Below are 15,375 nucleotides of genomic sequence, written 5' to 3'. Positions count from 1 at the left end.
CATTACAGAGGGCCGGCAGTTTACCGCCGAGCCAGGCGCGGCTCAACGCGCAGCCGAACAGGCTAACAAGCACAGGGTCAATGCAACACACGACCTAGGTCATACCGCGCCCGACAAGCTGGCTCCTATAATGCGCCAAGCCACCCTGGAGCCAGCATGTCACGTCAATCGTTACCGCTGTTCACCGCCTGGCAGCAAACACTGCGTGCCGGTTACTCATGGAAAACCCTGCGCGGCGATCTGAGCGCTGGGCTGACGGTCGGCATCATCGCCATTCCCCTGGCCATGGCGCTGGCCATCGCGGTGGGCGTGGCGCCACAGCACGGCCTCTATACCGTATTGATCGCCGCGCCACTGATCGCCCTGTGCGGCGGCTCGCGCTTCAATATTTCCGGCCCCACCGCAGCCTTCGTGGTGATTCTGCTGCCGATCACCCAGCAGTACGGCCTGGGCGGACTGTTACTGTGCACCCTGATGGCCGGCGCCATTCTGATCATCCTGGGCTTGCTGCGCGCGGGGCGCCTGATCGAGTTCGTGCCATACCCGGTGACACTGGGTTTTACCGCCGGTATCGGCATCGTCATCGCCATCCTGCAGATCAAGGATATGTTCGGCCTGCACCTGGCCGGCTCACCGCAGCATCTGCTGGAGCAATTGAAGCTGCTGGTGCAGGCACTCCCCAGCCTGCAACCGGGTGACAGCCTGGTTGGCGCAGCAGCCCTGGCAACCCTGCTAATCTGGCCACGCCTGGTACCGAAAATCCCTGCACACCTGGTTGCTCTGGCGCTTGGTGCGCTACTGGCAGTTGTCCTGGAGCGGCTAGGGCTGCCCGTGGCGACACTCGGTGAGCGCTTCAGCTATCAACTCGACGGCGTCGAATACCCCGGCATTCCGCCTTTCCTGCCAGACCTGGCTTTGCCCTGGAACCTACCCGGCGCCGACGGCCAACCTCTGACACTGTCCTTCGAGCTGATCCGCCAACTGCTGGCCCCCGCATTCGCCATCGCCATGCTGGGGGCCATCGAATCACTGCTGTGTGCCGTGGTTGCCGACGGCATGACCGGCAGCAAGCACGATCCCAACGCCGAACTGATCGGCCAGGGGCTGGGCAACCTGGCCGCGCCCTTCTTTGGCGGCATCACGGCCACCGCCGCCATCGCTCGCACTGCGGCCAACGTACGCGCCGGCGCCTTTTCGCCACTGGCTGCCCTGATACATGCCGGCGTGGTACTGGCGGCAATTCTGCTTCTCGCACCACTGTTCAGCTACCTGCCGATGGCCGCGCTGGCGGCATTGCTGCTGATGGTGGCGTGGAACATGAGCGAGCCGCAGCACGTTGTGCATACCCTGCGCATCGCGCCACGCAGCGATGTACTGGTGCTGCTGACCTGCCTGGTGCTGACGGTGCTGTTCGATATGGTGCTGGCCGTGGGCGTCGGCCTGCTGCTGGCCGCCGGGTTGTTCATCAAGCGCATGAGCGAACTGACCGATACCGCTCCGCTTAATCGCCAGCAGCGTCAGGCCTTGCAGGACCTGCCCGAGCACGTGCTGGCGTACGCCATCCGCGGCCCGCTGTTCTTTGGCGCGGCAGAAAAGGCCCTGAGCGTGCTGCGCCGCTTCACGCCCGGCGTGCGCATCGTGATCGTCGACATCAGCGCCGTGCCCTTGCTGGACATGACCGCCCTCGCCGCTCTGGACAATGTTCTGCGCGACTATCGCCAGCAGGGCATTGCGCTGATTCTCAGCGGCCCCACAGCACAGGTGCGCCTGCAACTGCGCCGCGCCGGCATTCACCGGCAAGCCGGGCAGTTGGCATACGTGCACGATCTTCCACAAGCGAGGGAGAAAGCCTTGCGCTGGCTGGACGACACCCCGAAAGAGGTGCTGGCCAGGTAGGGTGCGCCGTGCGCACCGGCGAAAGCACCAGTAAAGCCGGTGCGCGCAGCGCACCTACGCACTACAAAGGCTTACAGCCCCTTGACCGCAAAGATGCCAGCGGCGTTACGCCAGTAGCCCTTGTAATCCATGCCATAGCCGAAGATGTAGCGGTCGATGCACTGCAGGCCGACGTAATTGGCCTTGAGGTCCGGACGCGCCTTGCGGTCGTGTTCCTTATCGATCAGTACGGCAGTGTGCACGGCGCGGGCGCCAGCATGGTGGCAGAAGTCGATGATGGCGCCGAGGGTATGCCCTTCGTCGAGGATGTCGTCGATGATCAGCACGTCACGATCGATGAACGAAATTTCCGGCTTGGCCTTCCAGAACAACTCGCCACCGCTGGTTTCATTGCGGTAGCGAGTGGCGTGCAGGTAGGACGCCTCCAGCGGGAAGTTCAGCTTCGGCAGCAGCTTGCCGGAGAAGATCAAGCCGCCATTCATGACGCAGAACACCACCGGATTGCTTTGCGCGAGCTCGGCATTGATCTGGCTGGCAACCCTGTCGATGGCCGCTTCCACCTGAGCTTCGGTGAACAGGCAGTCGGCTTCCGTCATCACTTGACGGATGTGCGCGAGATCGACGGGCATGGTGGCGTTCTCTCTTGGTCGGGCTGATGAATGACGCCTGCACAGTCTGAAAGCTGATCGAGCCGTCAAATAAAAGCGGGCAAAGGTACAGACCTGTGCGGCACTTGCCAAGCCTCGCCTGACCAGCGTAGCCGATGCATGACGACAAGTGCCGCGACTCGCAAGTCACCCACCACTTGGCACGAGCAATGCTTTAATCTAACGCGATTTTTCCCAGAGCCCGTTGGAGATCCCAGCCCATGCCCACTCGCGAGATCCGCCACCCGCTGATCCGTCACAAGATCGGCCTGATGCGCCGCGCCGATATCAGCACCAAGAATTTCCGTGAGCTGGCCCAGGAAGTGGGCGCCCTGCTGACTTACGAAGCGACCAACGACCTGCCCTTGGAAACCTACGAAATCCAGGGCTGGGCAGGCTCTGTGCAGGTCGAGAAGATTGCCGGCAAGAAGATCACCGTCGTGCCCATCCTGCGTGCCGGCATCGGCATGCTCGATGGCGTGCTCAGTCTGATTCCCGGAGCCAAGGTCAGCGCCGTGGGCGTGGCCCGCAACGAAGAGACCCTGCAGGCCCACACCTACCTGGAGAAGCTCGCGCCAGAGATCGACTCGCGCCTGGCGCTGATCATCGATCCGATGCTGGCCACCGGCGGCTCCATGGTCGCCACCATCGACCTGCTGAAGAAAGCCGGCTGCAAGGACATTCGCGCCATGGTCCTGGTCGCGGCACCAGAAGGCATCGAAGCGGTGGAGAAGGCCCATCCCGACGTGACCATTTTCACCGCGTCGATCGATCAGCGCCTGAACGAACAGGGTTACATCATTCCGGGCCTGGGCGACGCCGGCGACAAGATCTTCGGCACCAAGCAGAAGGACGCCTGACATGTCGCAGACGGAATTCAACGATCCGTTGTGGCGCCAGGGCATCTCCGGCGCGCAGATGCTCTTCGTGGCGTTCGGCGCACTGGTGCTGATGCCGCTGATCACCGGCATGGACCCCAACGTCGCACTGTTCACCGCCGGCATCGGCACCCTGCTGTTCCAGTTGGTGACCAAACGCCAGGTTCCGGTGTTCCTGGCCTCCAGCTTCGCCTTCATCGCGCCGATCCTGGCGGCCAAAGGTGAGTTCGGCCTGCCGGCGGTGACCGGTGGGATCATGGCAGCAGGCGTGGTCTATATCCTGCTTTCGGTACTGGTCAAACTACGCGGCCCGAACTTCATCGACCGCCTGCTGCCGCCGGTGGTGATCGCCCCGGTGATCATCTCCATCGGCCTGGCGCTGTCGCCGGTCGCGGTGAACATGGCCATGGGCAAGGCCGGGGATGGTAGCGTGGAGCTGGTGCCCTACCAGACAGCGATGCTGATCTCGATGCCGGCACTGATCACTACCGTGCTGGTCGCCGTACTCGGCCGCGGCATTTTCCGTCTGGTGCCGATTCTCTCCGGTATCGCCGTGGGCTGCTCGATCGCCGCCGTGCTCGGTGTAATCGACACCAGCGCCGTGAGCCAGGCCGCCTGGATCGCCATGCCCAACTTCATTGCGCCGGAGCTGCACTGGGGTGCCATTCTATACATGGTGCCCGTCGCACTGGCCCCCGCTATCGAGCACATTGGCGGCGTGGTGGCGATCGGCAACGTCACCGGCAAGAATTTCGTGAAGAAGCCCGGTTTGCATCGCACCCTGCTTGGCGATGGCCTGGCCACGTCGGCAGCCGGTCTGTTCGGCGGCCCACCCAACACCACCTATGCCGAAGTCACCGGCGCGGTGATGCTGACCAAGAGCTACAACCCGAAAATCATGACCTGGGCGGCGGTGTTCGCCATCGCCCTGGCCTTCATCGGCAAGTTCGGCGTGGCCCTGCAGAGCATTCCGGTGCCGGTGATGGGTGGCATTCTCTGCCTGCTGTTCGGCTCCATCGCGGTGGTCGGCCTGAACACCCTGATTCGCCATCAGGTCGACCTGTCCGAGGCGCGCAACCTGATCATCGTCTCGGTGACCCTGGTATTCGGCATCGGCGGCATGATCATCGGCGGCCAGGAGTTCGCCCTGTCGGGTATCTCGCTGTGCGCGATCAGCGCGCTGCTGCTCAACCTGGTGCTGCCGGGCGGCGCTGGCTGGCGCAACCGCGACCTCGAGCAGGAGTGAGGTCTAGGTAAAAAGAAAGCCCGCGACCAGGTCGCGGGCTTTTTCGTTGCAGAGCTTGGCGCAGGCACTTACCAGCCGACGCCGAAGCCCAGCGTGTAGCGGGTTTCGTCCAGGTCGCCTTCGGCGCCGCTGACCATGTCCTTCTCGGCTTTCATGTTCAACGAAGCCCACTCGGTGACCTTGTAGCGCAGACCGACCGCAGCATCCAGGCTGTACTCGGCGGCACCACTGAGCGGCCGGCCGACTTCGCCTTCACTGAACAGCTCGACGGTCTTGCCGAGCAGATAACGGTTGTAGTCCCACTTCACGCTCAGTGCGTAGAAACGGTCCTGCTCGCCATTGCTGTAACGGTAGTCGCTGCGGTTGACCAGGGTAGCGACGGAGAAGGCGCCCAGCTCGTCATCCCAGAACTGATAACCAGGGCCGGTACCCAGGGTACGCTGGCGCTCGATTTCCTCGACGCGGTCACGCTTGTATTCGAAGCGCCCCTGCCAGAACAGCTTCTCGGTGAGGAAGCGGTCGAGTGCGTACTCGGTGCTCCAGTTGTCGGTGCTGACCACATCGTCCTTAAGCTCGCGGTTGTAGTCGAGCAACGCATTGTGGCGCCAGCGACCATGGCGGGCCTGGGTCTTGATGTCGACATCGTAGTCGTCGGAGTCGCGCTCACCGCGCTTGTAGTCCAGGCCAAGGTCGATATTGCCCTTCCAGGAGAAGTCCTCCACCAACGGTTTGGGCTTCATGATCTGCTCGATCTGCGCCAAGTCGACGGTCTTCGGCGCCTCGCCATTGGCCAGTGTCACCTTGCCAGGCTCGGCGGCCAACAGCGACTTGGCGCGCTCACCGTCGACCGGCCCGAGTTTGACCAACAGTTCGTGCTCGCTTTCCAGGGTGGCGACCTTCTTCCAATCCAGCGGAATGGAGCCGCCGTAGTCGGTTTGCAGCAGCAGCCTGCTGCCATCGAACACACGGATGGTACCGGTGAGCCGGTCACCATTCTTCAACCAGACGGTATCAGCGAAGGAAGCGGAACTGCACAGAGCGATGCTCAGGCCAAGCAGGGACAATGATGTAGGGCGAGACATAAGTTGGACAACGAGCGTTGGTGGGCGAAGGCCGGGCATTATCCGCAAGCCCGACGCCAGAGCAACAGCTGACCGATACAGATACACAGAGTTCAGCTTTTTCTGTCGGGCGGCGATCTGTCGGGCGGCGATCCGCTGGGCGACATCACCAGCCCACGCCAATGCCGATCAGATAGTGCCGCTCAGAAACCGCCTGCCCCTGCGCACGCAACTGATCCAACTCATACAACAGCGACAGCCGCGCCCACTGGTTGAGGCGGTAGCGCAGGCCGAACTCACTGTCGAGCACATAATCGACCTCATCGATATGCGGAACCTGCAATTCGGCGCTGGCGTAGAACTCCAGTCGCGTGCCCCACAGCAAACGTTTGTAATCCAGCTCCAACGACGTGGTGTTGAACGCCAGGTCGGCGACGTCCGACTCCAGACGCACGCGATTGAACCGGCCGATCAAGTCAAAGCGCCCCAATTCGTTATCCCAGAAGCGGTAACCGGGCCCGGTACCGACCATGCGCTGACGGTCGATCGACTCGAACTCGTCTTCACTTTGCTGCAGGCCTGCCCGCCAGAACCAGTGTTCGGAGAGAAAGCGATCGAGGTCGTACTCCAACTCCCAGTTGTCCTCGACCTTTCGATCATTCTTGGTTTCGCGCTCCAGCTCACCGCTGAGAACGTGACGCCAACGCCCGTGCTCGACACGAGTATTGCCTTTCAACCTCCACTCATCGACGTCGTTCTGGTTGCGTTTCATGTCCAGCTTGGCGTCCAGGTTACCCTCCCAGAGGCGATCCTCCAGTACAGGACGCGGCGGTATCAGGCGCTTGATCTGGGCCAGTGGCAGGGTGTACTCACGCTCACCCTGCACGCGGACCATGCCGCTCCCTGCGGCCGCCAACCTTTCGCTGCGTTCGTTGTCGAAACCGTTACGCTGTACCAACAAGGGCTTGCTCGAGCTCAGCGTCTCGATATCCTTCCAGTCGATGAGCACCTGGCCGGCATAGCGGGTCTTGAGCGCCAGCTTGCCGCCGTCGAGCAGAATGATGTCGCCACTCAAACGGTCACCATTGTTCAACCACACGGTGTCGGCCAAGACCAAAGGCGCCAAGGCAATCAGGAAGCAGGCAAGCAGTACACGCATGATAAGGACGAATCTCATGGGCAAAACGCAACCGCCAGAGTCTGCATGGTCGGGATCACCACCGGCAAGCGCCGAGGCCAGACGCGAAGCGCTGTATCTGGTGCTGGCCCAGATTCCAGAAGGCAAGGTCGTCAGCTATGGCGAACTGGCACAGCTGGCTGGGCTGGGCCGCGCAGCTCGCTGGGTCGGTCGGACACTGAGCCAGTTGCCCGACGGCACCCGCCTGCCCTGGCATCGCGTCATCGCTGCAGGCGGACGTCTGAGCCTGAGCGCCGGCAGCCCATCCGGTGCCGAACAGCGCGCCCGTTTGCGTGCTGAAGGCATCAGTATCCTGAACGAACGTGTGGATATGCGCCGCCACGGCTGGCGCCCGATGGAGCGCAGCAGTTAGAGTGCGCGCTACCAACCTACCCCCGACCCCAGACTCGAGCCTGATGCCACGCAAATCCTGGCGAGAAGCCCTCGCGACCTACGCCAACCCCGCCACGCTGGCGCTACTGCTTCTGGGCTTCGCCGCCGGCCTGCCCTACATGCTGGTGTTCTCGACGCTTTCGGTCTGGCTGCGCGAAGCTGGCGTGGCGCGTGAAACCATCGGTTTCGCCAGCCTGATCGGCCTGGCCTACGCCTTCAAATGGGTGTGGGCGCCCATGCTCGACCAGTGGCGCCTGCCGCTGCTGGGCAAGCTCGGCCGCAGGCGCTCCTGGCTGGTTCTGTCACAGGCACTGGTCGCTGTCGGCCTGGTCGGCATGGCCAATTTCGACCCGCAGACACACCTCTCCTCGTTGATCGCCCTTGCCGTACTGGTGGCGTTCGCCTCGGCCACGCAGGACATTGCAGTCGATGCCTATCGCCTGGAGATTCTTGGCGACGAACATCAGGCAGCATTGGCAGCCGCCTACATGACCGGCTATCGCGTCGCCGCACTGTTGGCCACTGCAGGGGCCTTGTACTTCGCCGAAGGCTTCGGCTCGACAGCCGAGAACTACCAGTTCGGCGCCTGGACCGGCACCTATCTGGTCTTCGGCCTGTTGATGCTGCCAGGCCTGCTCACTTCCATCTGGATGCGCGAACCTCCGGCTCCTGCGCACATTCACGCCGCACCACCCAAGCACGGGTTCTTCCACCAGTTGCTGGCGATCATGGCGGTCATCGTCCTGGCGATATCCGTGCCCACCATGTTCATCCAGTTCTATCAGAGCGACCTGATGGAGATGTTCCAGGGGAACGTCAGTGCCCAGGTGCTGCTCTACAACGACCGCGCATTTCTGCGCGCCATGCTCTACACCACGCTGACCTGCGTCTGCGCTTCGGGGTTGTTCTGGGGCGGCCTGGCGCCGGTACTGAAAACCGCGGCTGCCAAGTACGGCTTCTTTCACCAGCTGCTGTCCGTGCTGCTGCTGATCATTCTGCTGATCTCCGTTCCGGCCATGGTCACTCAGTACTATGAAAGCGACCTGTACCTGATGCTTCAGGGGCAGATCAGTCTGCAGGATCTGCTCTTCTACGATCGCGCGTTCCTGCGTGCCCTGCTCTATACCCTGCTCACCGGTCTGTCGATTTCCAGCCTGTTCTGGGGCGGCATGGCACCGGTGCTGACACCGATCAACGACTTCATCGTGCGCTATCGCTGGCAGGCGCTGCTGCTGCTCAGTCTGATCGCGACTTATCGCCTGTCCGATACAGTGATGGGCGTGATGGCCAACGTCTTCTACATCGATCAGGGTTTTACCAAGGAGCAGATTGCCAGCGTCAGCAAGGTCTTCGGTCTGGTCATGACTCTGCTCGGCGCCGGTGCCGGCGGACTCTTGATCGTCCGTTTCGGCATCATGCCAATCCTGCTGATTGGCGCCGCTGCATCGGCAGCCACCAACCTGCTGTTCATGGCGCTGGTCGGTATGGGCCCGCACCTGAACATGCTGATCGTCACCATCAGCTGCGACAACTTCAGTGCCGGTTTGGCCACCTCGGCTTTCGTCGCCTATTTGTCGAGCCTGACCAACCTGAAGTTTTCCGCAACCCAATATGCCTTGCTGAGCTCCATCATGCTCTTGCTGCCACGCCTGATTGGCGGCTACTCCGGCGTGATGGTGGAAAGCCTGGGATACGCCCAGTTCTTCCTCGCCACAGCCCTGCTGGGCATACCGACGCTGATTCTGATCCTGATTCAGTGGCGGCGTGACAAGCGCCAGCCACAAATCGAAACGCCATCACCCGCTACAGAGCAGGCCTGACAAACAGACAAAAAGAAGCCCCGGATCAACCGGGGCTTCTTTTTGCGAGCCAGCAGCTCACTCGGCCTTGGCCAGGTGCACCACCCGCTGCGGGAAGGGAATGCCAATCCCGGCTTCGGTCAGACGCTCCTTGGCCAGCTCGGTGAATTCGAAAGTAACCGGCCAGAAATCCCCCGTTGCCACCCATACACGCAGCGACAGGTTCACAGCGCTGTCGCCCAGGCCAGTGACGAAAACCACCGGCGCTGGATCCAGATGAATCCGCGGATCCTTGGCAATGTCCAGCAGCACCTCACGCGCACGTTTGATATCACTGGAATAGTCGATGCCCACGGCAATCTCGGCACGCCGGCGCGGCTCGCGCGAGTAGTTGATGATGTGACCATTGGACAGATTACCGTTAGGCACGATCACCACCTTGTTGTCGGCGGTCTTCAGGGTGGTATGGAAAATCTGGATGCTGTCGACGGTACCGGAAACCCCTTGTGCCTCGATCCAGTCACCTGCGCGAAATGGCCGGAACAGCATGATCAACACGCCGCCGGCGAAGTTGGCCAGGCTACCCTGCAAGGCCAGGCCGATAGCCAGGCCCGCAGCACCGATCATGGCGATGAAGGAGGTGGTCTCCACACCAATCATCGAGGCCACGCTGATCAGCAGCAGAATACGCAGCACGATGCTGACCAGGCTGCCGATGAAGCTGCTCAGCGCGCGATCGACTTTACGTGCTTCGAGCAGGCGGCCAATGCTGGCGGTGAGTTTACTGATCAGCCACCAGCCGATCAGCAGAGTGACTACCGCCAAAGCCAGCTTGCCGCTGTACTCCAGCACGACAGGTAGCCAGGCCTCGGACAGCTTGACCAGTTCGTCGACGTTCATCTCCATGGAGTGCTCCTGTTTCCTGTGCATGAAACGAAACCGCCATGGCATGCCATGGCGGTCAAAATGCTATCAACCTAGCCTGCGACGCCTCTGCGCCGCGAAGGTTCAATCGCGGAAGTTGTTGTACTGCAGCGGCATGCCGAACTCATGACTGCGCAGCAAGGCGATGGCCTCCTGCAGATCGTCACGCTTCTTGCCGGTAACCCGTACCTGCTCGCCCTGGATGGCGGCCTGCACCTTGAGCTTGGCATCCTTGATATGCGCGACGATCTTCTTCGCCAGCTCCTTGTCGATGCCTTCACGGAAGGTGACTTCCTGTTTCATCACCTTGCCGGAGGCGTACGGGTCCTTGGTTTCCATGCACTGACAATCGATCTTGCGCTTGATCAGGCTGTTGCGCACGATGTCGAGCATCTGCTCGAGCATGAATTCGGCCTCGGCGGTCAAGGTCAGTGCCTTGTCCTTGCTCTCGATGCTGCACTTGCCACGCAAATCGAAGCGGCGGTCGAGTTCCTTGATGGCGTTATCGACCGCATTGGTCAATTCGTGTTTATCCAGTTCGGACACGACGTCGAACGAAGGCATGAGTAGGCTCCTGATGGACGGCGCGATACTCTTCACGGAGTGAGCGCGCCTGACTTGACGATAACTAAGACGGGCCCATTATAACCAGACTGATCCACGCCGTTTGGCGTCCTTCCTAACTGCCTACGAGTCTGCACCATGCCCAACCCCCATCTCAGCATCCTGGTGGTGGACGACGCCAAGTTCTCCAGCGCCATGATTGGCCGTGCACTAAGCCAGGCCGGTTACCAGGACGTGCGCTTCGCCAGCAGCGCCACGGAGGCTTTGCAGCAACTCGAACAACGCCCGGCCAGCGTGCTCCTGGCGGACTGGCTGATGCCCGAGATAGATGGGCTGGAGCTCACCGCCCGGGTGCGTCAGCTGGATGAGACCGCCGATCACTACACCTACGTCATCCTGCTCACCGGCAAGGAGGGCGAAAACGTACTGGGCGAGGCCTTCGACCGCGGCGTCGATGACTTCATCAGCAAGGCGGCGATGAACGAGCAATTGGTGCCGCGCGTTTACGCAGCAGATCGCCTGTGCAACACCTTGCAACGCCTGCTGCACGAGAACCGCATGCTGACCCAGAACATCGCCAGCCTGGAGCGACGCAATCTGGTCGATCCCCTCACGGGCCTCGGCAACCCCCGCTACCTGCGGCAGAAACTCACCGACAGCCTGCGCCAGGTGGAGTCACGCGGCGGCGCCGTGTGCTATCTGCTGATCGGCCTGCAGGACGCCAGCCAGCTGCGCAGCAAGTACAGCGATCGTTTCTTCAATGAACTGCTGCACGGTGCCGCACGCCGCCTGCAGCAACTGGTCAGGCCGCTGGACGTGCTGACTCGCCTGGACGACAACCACTTCGGCCTGATCACCCTGCTCGAAGACCTGCATGAATGTTCGCCGAGCAGCTTCAAACGCCTGCACGAAGGGCTCAACCTCAAGGCATTCAAGACCAGCGAAGGCTTCATCAGTCTGAAAGCGGGTATCAGCCTGGTCGGGCTTGACGCCAAGGCCCTGCCGATCACCCCCGAAGAGTTGATCGGGCATGCGGAAAAACTCCTGCCCGAATCCTATGCCAGTGGCCGGGTTGCAGCCATGCGCCTGCCTCTGCCGTGACCTGGCATATCCTCGGCGCCGGCAGCCTGGGCAGCCTCTGGGCCACTCGCCTGGCCCGCGTCGGCCTTCCCGTTCGGCTCATCCTGCGCAGCCCGCAACGCCTGGCGGCCTATCGCCAGGCAGGCGGCCTGACCCTGATAGAGGCGGGTCAGAGCAGCCAGTACGCGATCCCGGCAGAGTTGCCGCAGACCGATGCACCGATTCAGCGCTTGTTGCTGGCCTGCAAAGCCTATGACGCAGAAAGCGCGATAGCATCCATTGCCCCACGCCTGGTCGCCGGCGCCGAGCTGCTGTTGCTGCAAAACGGTCTGGGTAGCCAGGACGCCGTGGCCCAGCGCCTACCCGAACAGCGTTGCCTGTTCGTCTCCAGCACCGAGGGGGCGTTTCGTCCGGCCGATTTTCAGGTGGTGTTCGCCGGCCACGGCCACAACTGGTTGGGCGATCCCGCTAATCCCCAAGCGCCAGGCTGGCTCGATGAATTGCAGCGTGCCGACATCACCCATCAATGGAACCCGGATATCCTCGCCCGGCTATGGCGCAAGCTGGCACTGAACTGTGCGATCAACCCGCTCACGGTGCTGCATGACTGCCGCAATGGCGACTTGCGCCAACATCCTGCGGAAGTCGCCACGCTCTGCGCCGAACTGAGCGAACTGTTGCAGCAATGCGGTCAACCAGCGGCGGCTGAGCACCTGCATGAAGAAGTGCTACGGGTGATCGCGGCCACGGCAGCCAACTACTCTTCCATGCATCAGGACGTCGCTCAGAGGCGACGCACCGAGATCAGCTATCTCTTGGGGTATGCCTGCAAGGCAGCGCAGCGTCACCACCTGCAACTGCCTCACCTGCAACATTTGCAGCAGCGATTGCAGACCCATCTCGCCGCGCGCGACCTGCCTCTGGATTAGTCAGGGGCGGCCAGGCGTGGCAATGACCGCCGGGGCGCGCTAACCTGCCGCCTCCATCTGCTACAGCGACTCGACCATGAGACTGCGCCAACGCCTCGACAATCTGCCGGTCGGCCGCAAACTGCTCGTGGCGTTGCTGGTATTGCTCGCCACCGTCCTGCTGATCGCCAACCTGGCCTTCATCAGCGCCGCCTACTGGATCACCCAGGAAAGCATGGCACCGCAAGCGCTGCATACCCTTGGCCGTCTCATCGCCAGCCCGTCCCTGAGCAAGGAAGCGCTGCACTCACCGGCGTCCGCTCAGGCGTTGCTCAAACGCCTGGATGACTACGCACCACTGCGCGCGGCAGTGATCTATGACAGCAACGGCCTCAGCCTAGCGCAGCTGCAGCGCGGCGAGAAACTGCAGCTGCCGCAGGAACTGGGCGCCCTGGAGAACTGGCGCAACACCGCCTTTCGTACCAACCTGCTGGTGGACCTGCCGCATCCCAGCGGACGCCCGGGAGCCCTGCTGCTGGTTGCCTCGAGCGAGCTGCCCGGCGCGTTCTACACCGGCACCCTGACTGCAAGCCTGGTGATTCTGGCTTTCAGCGTGCTGCTCTGGCTGCTGGTGGCCAAGCAAGTCAAACGCCTGGTGACCAAACCGATCCGTCGCCTGGAGGAACTGTCGCGCCAGGTCACCCGCGAAGAGAACTATGCCCTGCGCGCCACACGCGGCAATCAGGACGAGATCGGCAGTCTGGCCGATGCCTTCAACACCATGCTGATGCGTATCGAAGCACGCGAACAACAGCTCAAGCGCGCTCGTGACGATGCCCAGCAGGCCTTCGACCAGGCCCAGAGCCTGGCCGAGGAAACCCGCCATTCCAACCGCAAGCTGGAACTGGAAGTGCAGGTGCGCAGCAAGATAGAGAAGAAGCTCACCGGATTTCAGAACTATCTCAACAGCATCATCGACTCGATGCCGTCGGCGCTGATCGCCCTGGATGACATGCTCTACGTGACCCAGTGGAATCAGGAGGCCAGTGCCCTGTCCGGCACGCGCCTGGAGGAGGCACTGAACCAGCCGGTCTTTCTCGCCTTTGCGCCACTCAAGCCGTTTCTGCAACAGCTCAAGCGCACTGCCGAACAGCACAGGGTGGAGAAGATCGAGCGCGTCACCTGGCCCAAGGACGACGAACCACGCCACTATGCCCTGACCTTCTACCCGCTGATGGGCGGCGCCGGTCGTGGCGTGGTAATCCGTATCGACGACATCACCCAGCGCCTGGCCCTGGAAGAAATGATGGTGCAGTCGGAGAAGATGCTCTCCGTTGGCGGTCTGGCAGCGGGCATGGCGCACGAGATCAACAACCCGCTCGGCGCCATCCTGCATAACGTGCAGAACATCCGTCGGCGCCTCTCCGCCGATCTCGAGAAGAATCTCGAGCAGGCTGAGCAGGCCGGTGTGAGCCTGCAAGCCATCGAGCACTATATGGCCGCCCGTGAGGTGCCACGCTTGCTCGACGGTATCCAGCAAGCCGGCCAGCGCGCTGCCAAGATCGTCAGCCACATGCTCAGTTTCAGCCGCCGCAGCGATCGCCAGCTCGCCCCCTGCGAGCTCCCTGCCTTGATCGATCAGGCGCTGGAGATCGCCGGCAACGACTTCGACCTGGCCGACAGCTTCGACTTCAAGACCCTGCAGATCGTGCGCAACTTCGACCCTCAGTTGGGGCCAGTCGCCTGTACCGCCAACGAACTGGAACAGGTCCTGCTCAACCTGCTGAAGAACGCCGCTCAAGCCATCCACCAACGTGACGACGACAGCGAACCCGGACGTATCACCCTGCGCACCAGACAGGCTGGCCAATGGGCGGAGGTGCAGGTCGAGGACAACGGTGTCGGCATGAAGGAAAGCGTGCGCAAGCGCATCTTCGAGCCCTTTTTCACCACCAAGGAGGTCGGTCAGGGCACCGGACTTGGCCTGGCGGTCTCCTATTTCATCGTCACCAACAACCACAAGGGGCAGATGGAAGTGCACTCCACACCGGGCCAGGGCACCTGTTTCACCCTGCGCCTGCCGCTGGCCAGCCTGCCCGACCATACAGGACACTGAACCATGGGTTTTCGCCTCTCCAAGATCTACACCCGCACCGGTGACAAAGGAGAAACCGGGCTGGCCGATGGCCGCCGGGTCGGCAAGGATCACCCGCGCATCGAAGCGATCGGCGAACTCGACACGCTCAACAGCCAGCTCGGCCTGCTGCTGGCCGAGCTGAACGAGGCAGCGACGACATGGCCCGGCCTGAAGGACGTCAGTGACGTCCTGAGCCTCTGCCAGCATCGCCTGTTCGATCTCGGCGGTGAGCTGGCCATGCCCGAGTATCAGGCGCTACAGCAGGAAGAGATCGAGCGCCTGGAAACGGCCATCGACCGCTGGAACGAGGAAGTGGGCCCACTGGAGAACTTCATCCTGCCCGGCGGTTCACGGCTGGTCGCTCAGGCCCATGTCTGCCGCAGCCTCGCTCGCAACAGCGAACGCCGCTGCCAACACCTCAACGCCGTGGAGCCACTGCGCGCCGAGGGCCTGGCCTACATCAACCGTCTTTCCGACCTGCTGTTCGTCGCTGCCCGCCTGATCGCCAAACGCCAGGACATTGCCGAAGTGCTGTGGCAGGCAGCGGACAAACCGTAGGAGCGAGCTCTGCTCGCGAAGCTTTTGCCCTGGGTTCGCGAGCAGATAGCCAGGCGGCCCCTCGCTCCTCTCAGGGCAATCGCGCCAGGCGTTCAAGGAGCCGAGGA

At 62.3% G+C, this 15,375-nt stretch carries 14 protein-coding genes; 9 read left to right on the top strand and 5 right to left on the bottom strand.

From position 1 onward, the window contains the following. Positions 1–156 precede the first annotated feature (156 nt). On the top strand, positions 157–1,896 hold the full coding sequence (gene dauA / locus ACJRW5_RS03335) for a C4-dicarboxylic acid transporter DauA (RefSeq protein WP_484569099.1): 1,740 nt from the start codon (positions 157–159) through the stop codon (positions 1,894–1,896). A 71-nt stretch (positions 1,897–1,967) separates the two neighbouring features. Here the strand turns inward: dauA and ACJRW5_RS03330 are convergent, their stop codons facing one another. Further along, the gene (locus ACJRW5_RS03330; RefSeq protein ID WP_484569098.1) at positions 1,968–2,525 is read right to left on the bottom strand and encodes a hypoxanthine-guanine phosphoribosyltransferase; all 558 of its coding nucleotides are present in this window, start codon (positions 2,523–2,525) and stop codon (positions 1,968–1,970) included. A 239-nt stretch (positions 2,526–2,764) separates the two neighbouring features. Here ACJRW5_RS03330 and upp point away from each other — a divergent pair, with 239 nt between their 5' ends. Together upp and ACJRW5_RS03320 are read left to right on the top strand one after the other, a co-directional pair. Continuing rightward, positions 2,765–3,403, top strand: coding sequence for a uracil phosphoribosyltransferase (upp, locus tag ACJRW5_RS03325; protein WP_484569097.1), 639 nt, complete (start codon positions 2,765–2,767; stop codon positions 3,401–3,403). A 1-nt stretch (position 3,404) separates the two neighbouring features. Next, positions 3,405–4,667: a uracil-xanthine permease family protein gene (locus ACJRW5_RS03320; RefSeq protein WP_484569096.1), complete on the top strand. Its 1,263-nt coding sequence runs from the start codon at positions 3,405–3,407 to the stop codon at positions 4,665–4,667. Positions 4,668–4,735: 68 nt separating this feature from the next. Here the strand turns inward: ACJRW5_RS03320 and ACJRW5_RS03315 are convergent, their stop codons facing one another. Together ACJRW5_RS03315 and ACJRW5_RS03310 are read right to left on the bottom strand one after the other, a co-directional pair. Then, positions 4,736–5,749 carry a DUF481 domain-containing protein gene (locus tag ACJRW5_RS03315; RefSeq protein WP_484569095.1) on the bottom strand — a complete coding sequence of 338 codons (1,014 nt, stop codon included), beginning with the start codon at positions 5,747–5,749 and terminating at the stop codon, positions 4,736–4,738. Between the two features lie 145 nt (positions 5,750–5,894). Continuing rightward, positions 5,895–6,887, bottom strand: coding sequence for a DUF481 domain-containing protein (locus tag ACJRW5_RS03310; RefSeq protein WP_484569094.1), 993 nt, complete (start codon positions 6,885–6,887; stop codon positions 5,895–5,897). A gap of 16 nt (positions 6,888–6,903) precedes the next feature. Here ACJRW5_RS03310 and ACJRW5_RS03305 point away from each other — a divergent pair, with 16 nt between their 5' ends. Continuing rightward, complete coding sequence (locus tag ACJRW5_RS03305) at positions 6,904–7,278, top strand: MGMT family protein (RefSeq protein ID WP_484569093.1); 375 nt, start codon at positions 6,904–6,906, stop codon at positions 7,276–7,278. A 43-nt stretch (positions 7,279–7,321) separates the two neighbouring features. Beyond that, positions 7,322–9,118: an AmpG family muropeptide MFS transporter gene (locus ACJRW5_RS03300; protein WP_484569092.1), complete on the top strand. Its 1,797-nt coding sequence runs from the start codon at positions 7,322–7,324 to the stop codon at positions 9,116–9,118. Positions 9,119–9,175: 57 nt separating this feature from the next. On the opposite strand, the gene ACJRW5_RS03295 is transcribed toward ACJRW5_RS03300, so the two are convergent. Together ACJRW5_RS03295 and ACJRW5_RS03290 are read right to left on the bottom strand one after the other, a co-directional pair. After that, positions 9,176–10,003, bottom strand: coding sequence for a mechanosensitive ion channel family protein (locus tag ACJRW5_RS03295; RefSeq protein ID WP_484569091.1), 828 nt, complete (start codon positions 10,001–10,003; stop codon positions 9,176–9,178). A gap of 102 nt (positions 10,004–10,105) precedes the next feature. Further along, positions 10,106–10,585, bottom strand: coding sequence for a YajQ family cyclic di-GMP-binding protein (locus ACJRW5_RS03290; protein ID WP_484569090.1), 480 nt, complete (start codon positions 10,583–10,585; stop codon positions 10,106–10,108). Positions 10,586–10,723: 138 nt separating this feature from the next. On the opposite strand from ACJRW5_RS03290, the gene ACJRW5_RS03285 reads away from it, so the two are divergent. The 4 genes from ACJRW5_RS03285 (at position 10,724) to ACJRW5_RS03270 (ending at position 15,268) form a co-directional block, all read left to right on the top strand. After that, on the top strand, positions 10,724–11,686 hold the full coding sequence (locus tag ACJRW5_RS03285; RefSeq protein ID WP_484569089.1) for a GGDEF domain-containing response regulator: 963 nt from the start codon (positions 10,724–10,726) through the stop codon (positions 11,684–11,686). Then, a complete protein-coding gene (locus tag ACJRW5_RS03280) occupies positions 11,683–12,594 on the top strand; it encodes a putative 2-dehydropantoate 2-reductase (protein ID WP_484569088.1) in 912 nt (303 codons plus the stop codon). The genes ACJRW5_RS03285 and ACJRW5_RS03280 overlap by 4 nt, the downstream gene beginning before the upstream one ends. 76 nt (positions 12,595–12,670) lie before the next feature. Further along, positions 12,671–14,689: an ATP-binding protein gene (locus ACJRW5_RS03275; protein ID WP_484569087.1), complete on the top strand. Its 2,019-nt coding sequence runs from the start codon at positions 12,671–12,673 to the stop codon at positions 14,687–14,689. Positions 14,690–14,692: 3 nt separating this feature from the next. Further along, complete coding sequence (locus ACJRW5_RS03270; RefSeq protein WP_484569086.1) at positions 14,693–15,268, top strand: cob(I)yrinic acid a,c-diamide adenosyltransferase; 576 nt, start codon at positions 14,693–14,695, stop codon at positions 15,266–15,268. Positions 15,269–15,375 lie beyond the last annotated feature (107 nt).

Origin of the sequence: Pseudomonas pichavaramensis, assembly GCF_050473265.1 — a bacterium.
Lineage (GTDB): Bacteria > Pseudomonadota > Gammaproteobacteria > Pseudomonadales > Pseudomonadaceae > Aquipseudomonas.
The sequence above is the reverse complement of the archived record's forward strand: the minus strand, read 5'-3'. Positions and strand labels throughout refer to the sequence as shown.

What these genes read in the sequence shown, in the direction of transcription:
- dauA (WP_484569099.1), top strand. Translation starts at nt 157, where the DNA reads ATGTCACGTCAATCGTTACCGCTGTTCACCGCCTGGCAGCAAACACTG.
- ACJRW5_RS03330 (WP_484569098.1), bottom strand. Translation starts at nt 2,525, where the DNA reads ATGCCCGTCGATCTCGCGCACATCCGTCAAGTGATGACGGAAGCCGAC.
- upp (WP_484569097.1), top strand. Translation starts at nt 2,765, where the DNA reads ATGCCCACTCGCGAGATCCGCCACCCGCTGATCCGTCACAAGATCGGC.
- ACJRW5_RS03320 (WP_484569096.1), top strand. Translation starts at nt 3,405, where the DNA reads ATGTCGCAGACGGAATTCAACGATCCGTTGTGGCGCCAGGGCATCTCC.
- ACJRW5_RS03315 (WP_484569095.1), bottom strand. Translation starts at nt 5,749, where the DNA reads ATGTCTCGCCCTACATCATTGTCCCTGCTTGGCCTGAGCATCGCTCTG.
- ACJRW5_RS03310 (WP_484569094.1), bottom strand. Translation starts at nt 6,887, where the DNA reads ATGCGTGTACTGCTTGCCTGCTTCCTGATTGCCTTGGCGCCTTTGGTC.
- ACJRW5_RS03305 (WP_484569093.1), top strand. Translation starts at nt 6,904, where the DNA reads ATGGGCAAAACGCAACCGCCAGAGTCTGCATGGTCGGGATCACCACCG.
- ACJRW5_RS03300 (WP_484569092.1), top strand. Translation starts at nt 7,322, where the DNA reads ATGCCACGCAAATCCTGGCGAGAAGCCCTCGCGACCTACGCCAACCCC.
- ACJRW5_RS03295 (WP_484569091.1), bottom strand. Translation starts at nt 10,003, where the DNA reads ATGGAGATGAACGTCGACGAACTGGTCAAGCTGTCCGAGGCCTGGCTA.
- ACJRW5_RS03290 (WP_484569090.1), bottom strand. Translation starts at nt 10,585, where the DNA reads ATGCCTTCGTTCGACGTCGTGTCCGAACTGGATAAACACGAATTGACC.
- ACJRW5_RS03285 (WP_484569089.1), top strand. Translation starts at nt 10,724, where the DNA reads ATGCCCAACCCCCATCTCAGCATCCTGGTGGTGGACGACGCCAAGTTC.
- ACJRW5_RS03275 (WP_484569087.1), top strand. Translation starts at nt 12,671, where the DNA reads ATGAGACTGCGCCAACGCCTCGACAATCTGCCGGTCGGCCGCAAACTG.
- ACJRW5_RS03270 (WP_484569086.1), top strand. Translation starts at nt 14,693, where the DNA reads ATGGGTTTTCGCCTCTCCAAGATCTACACCCGCACCGGTGACAAAGGA.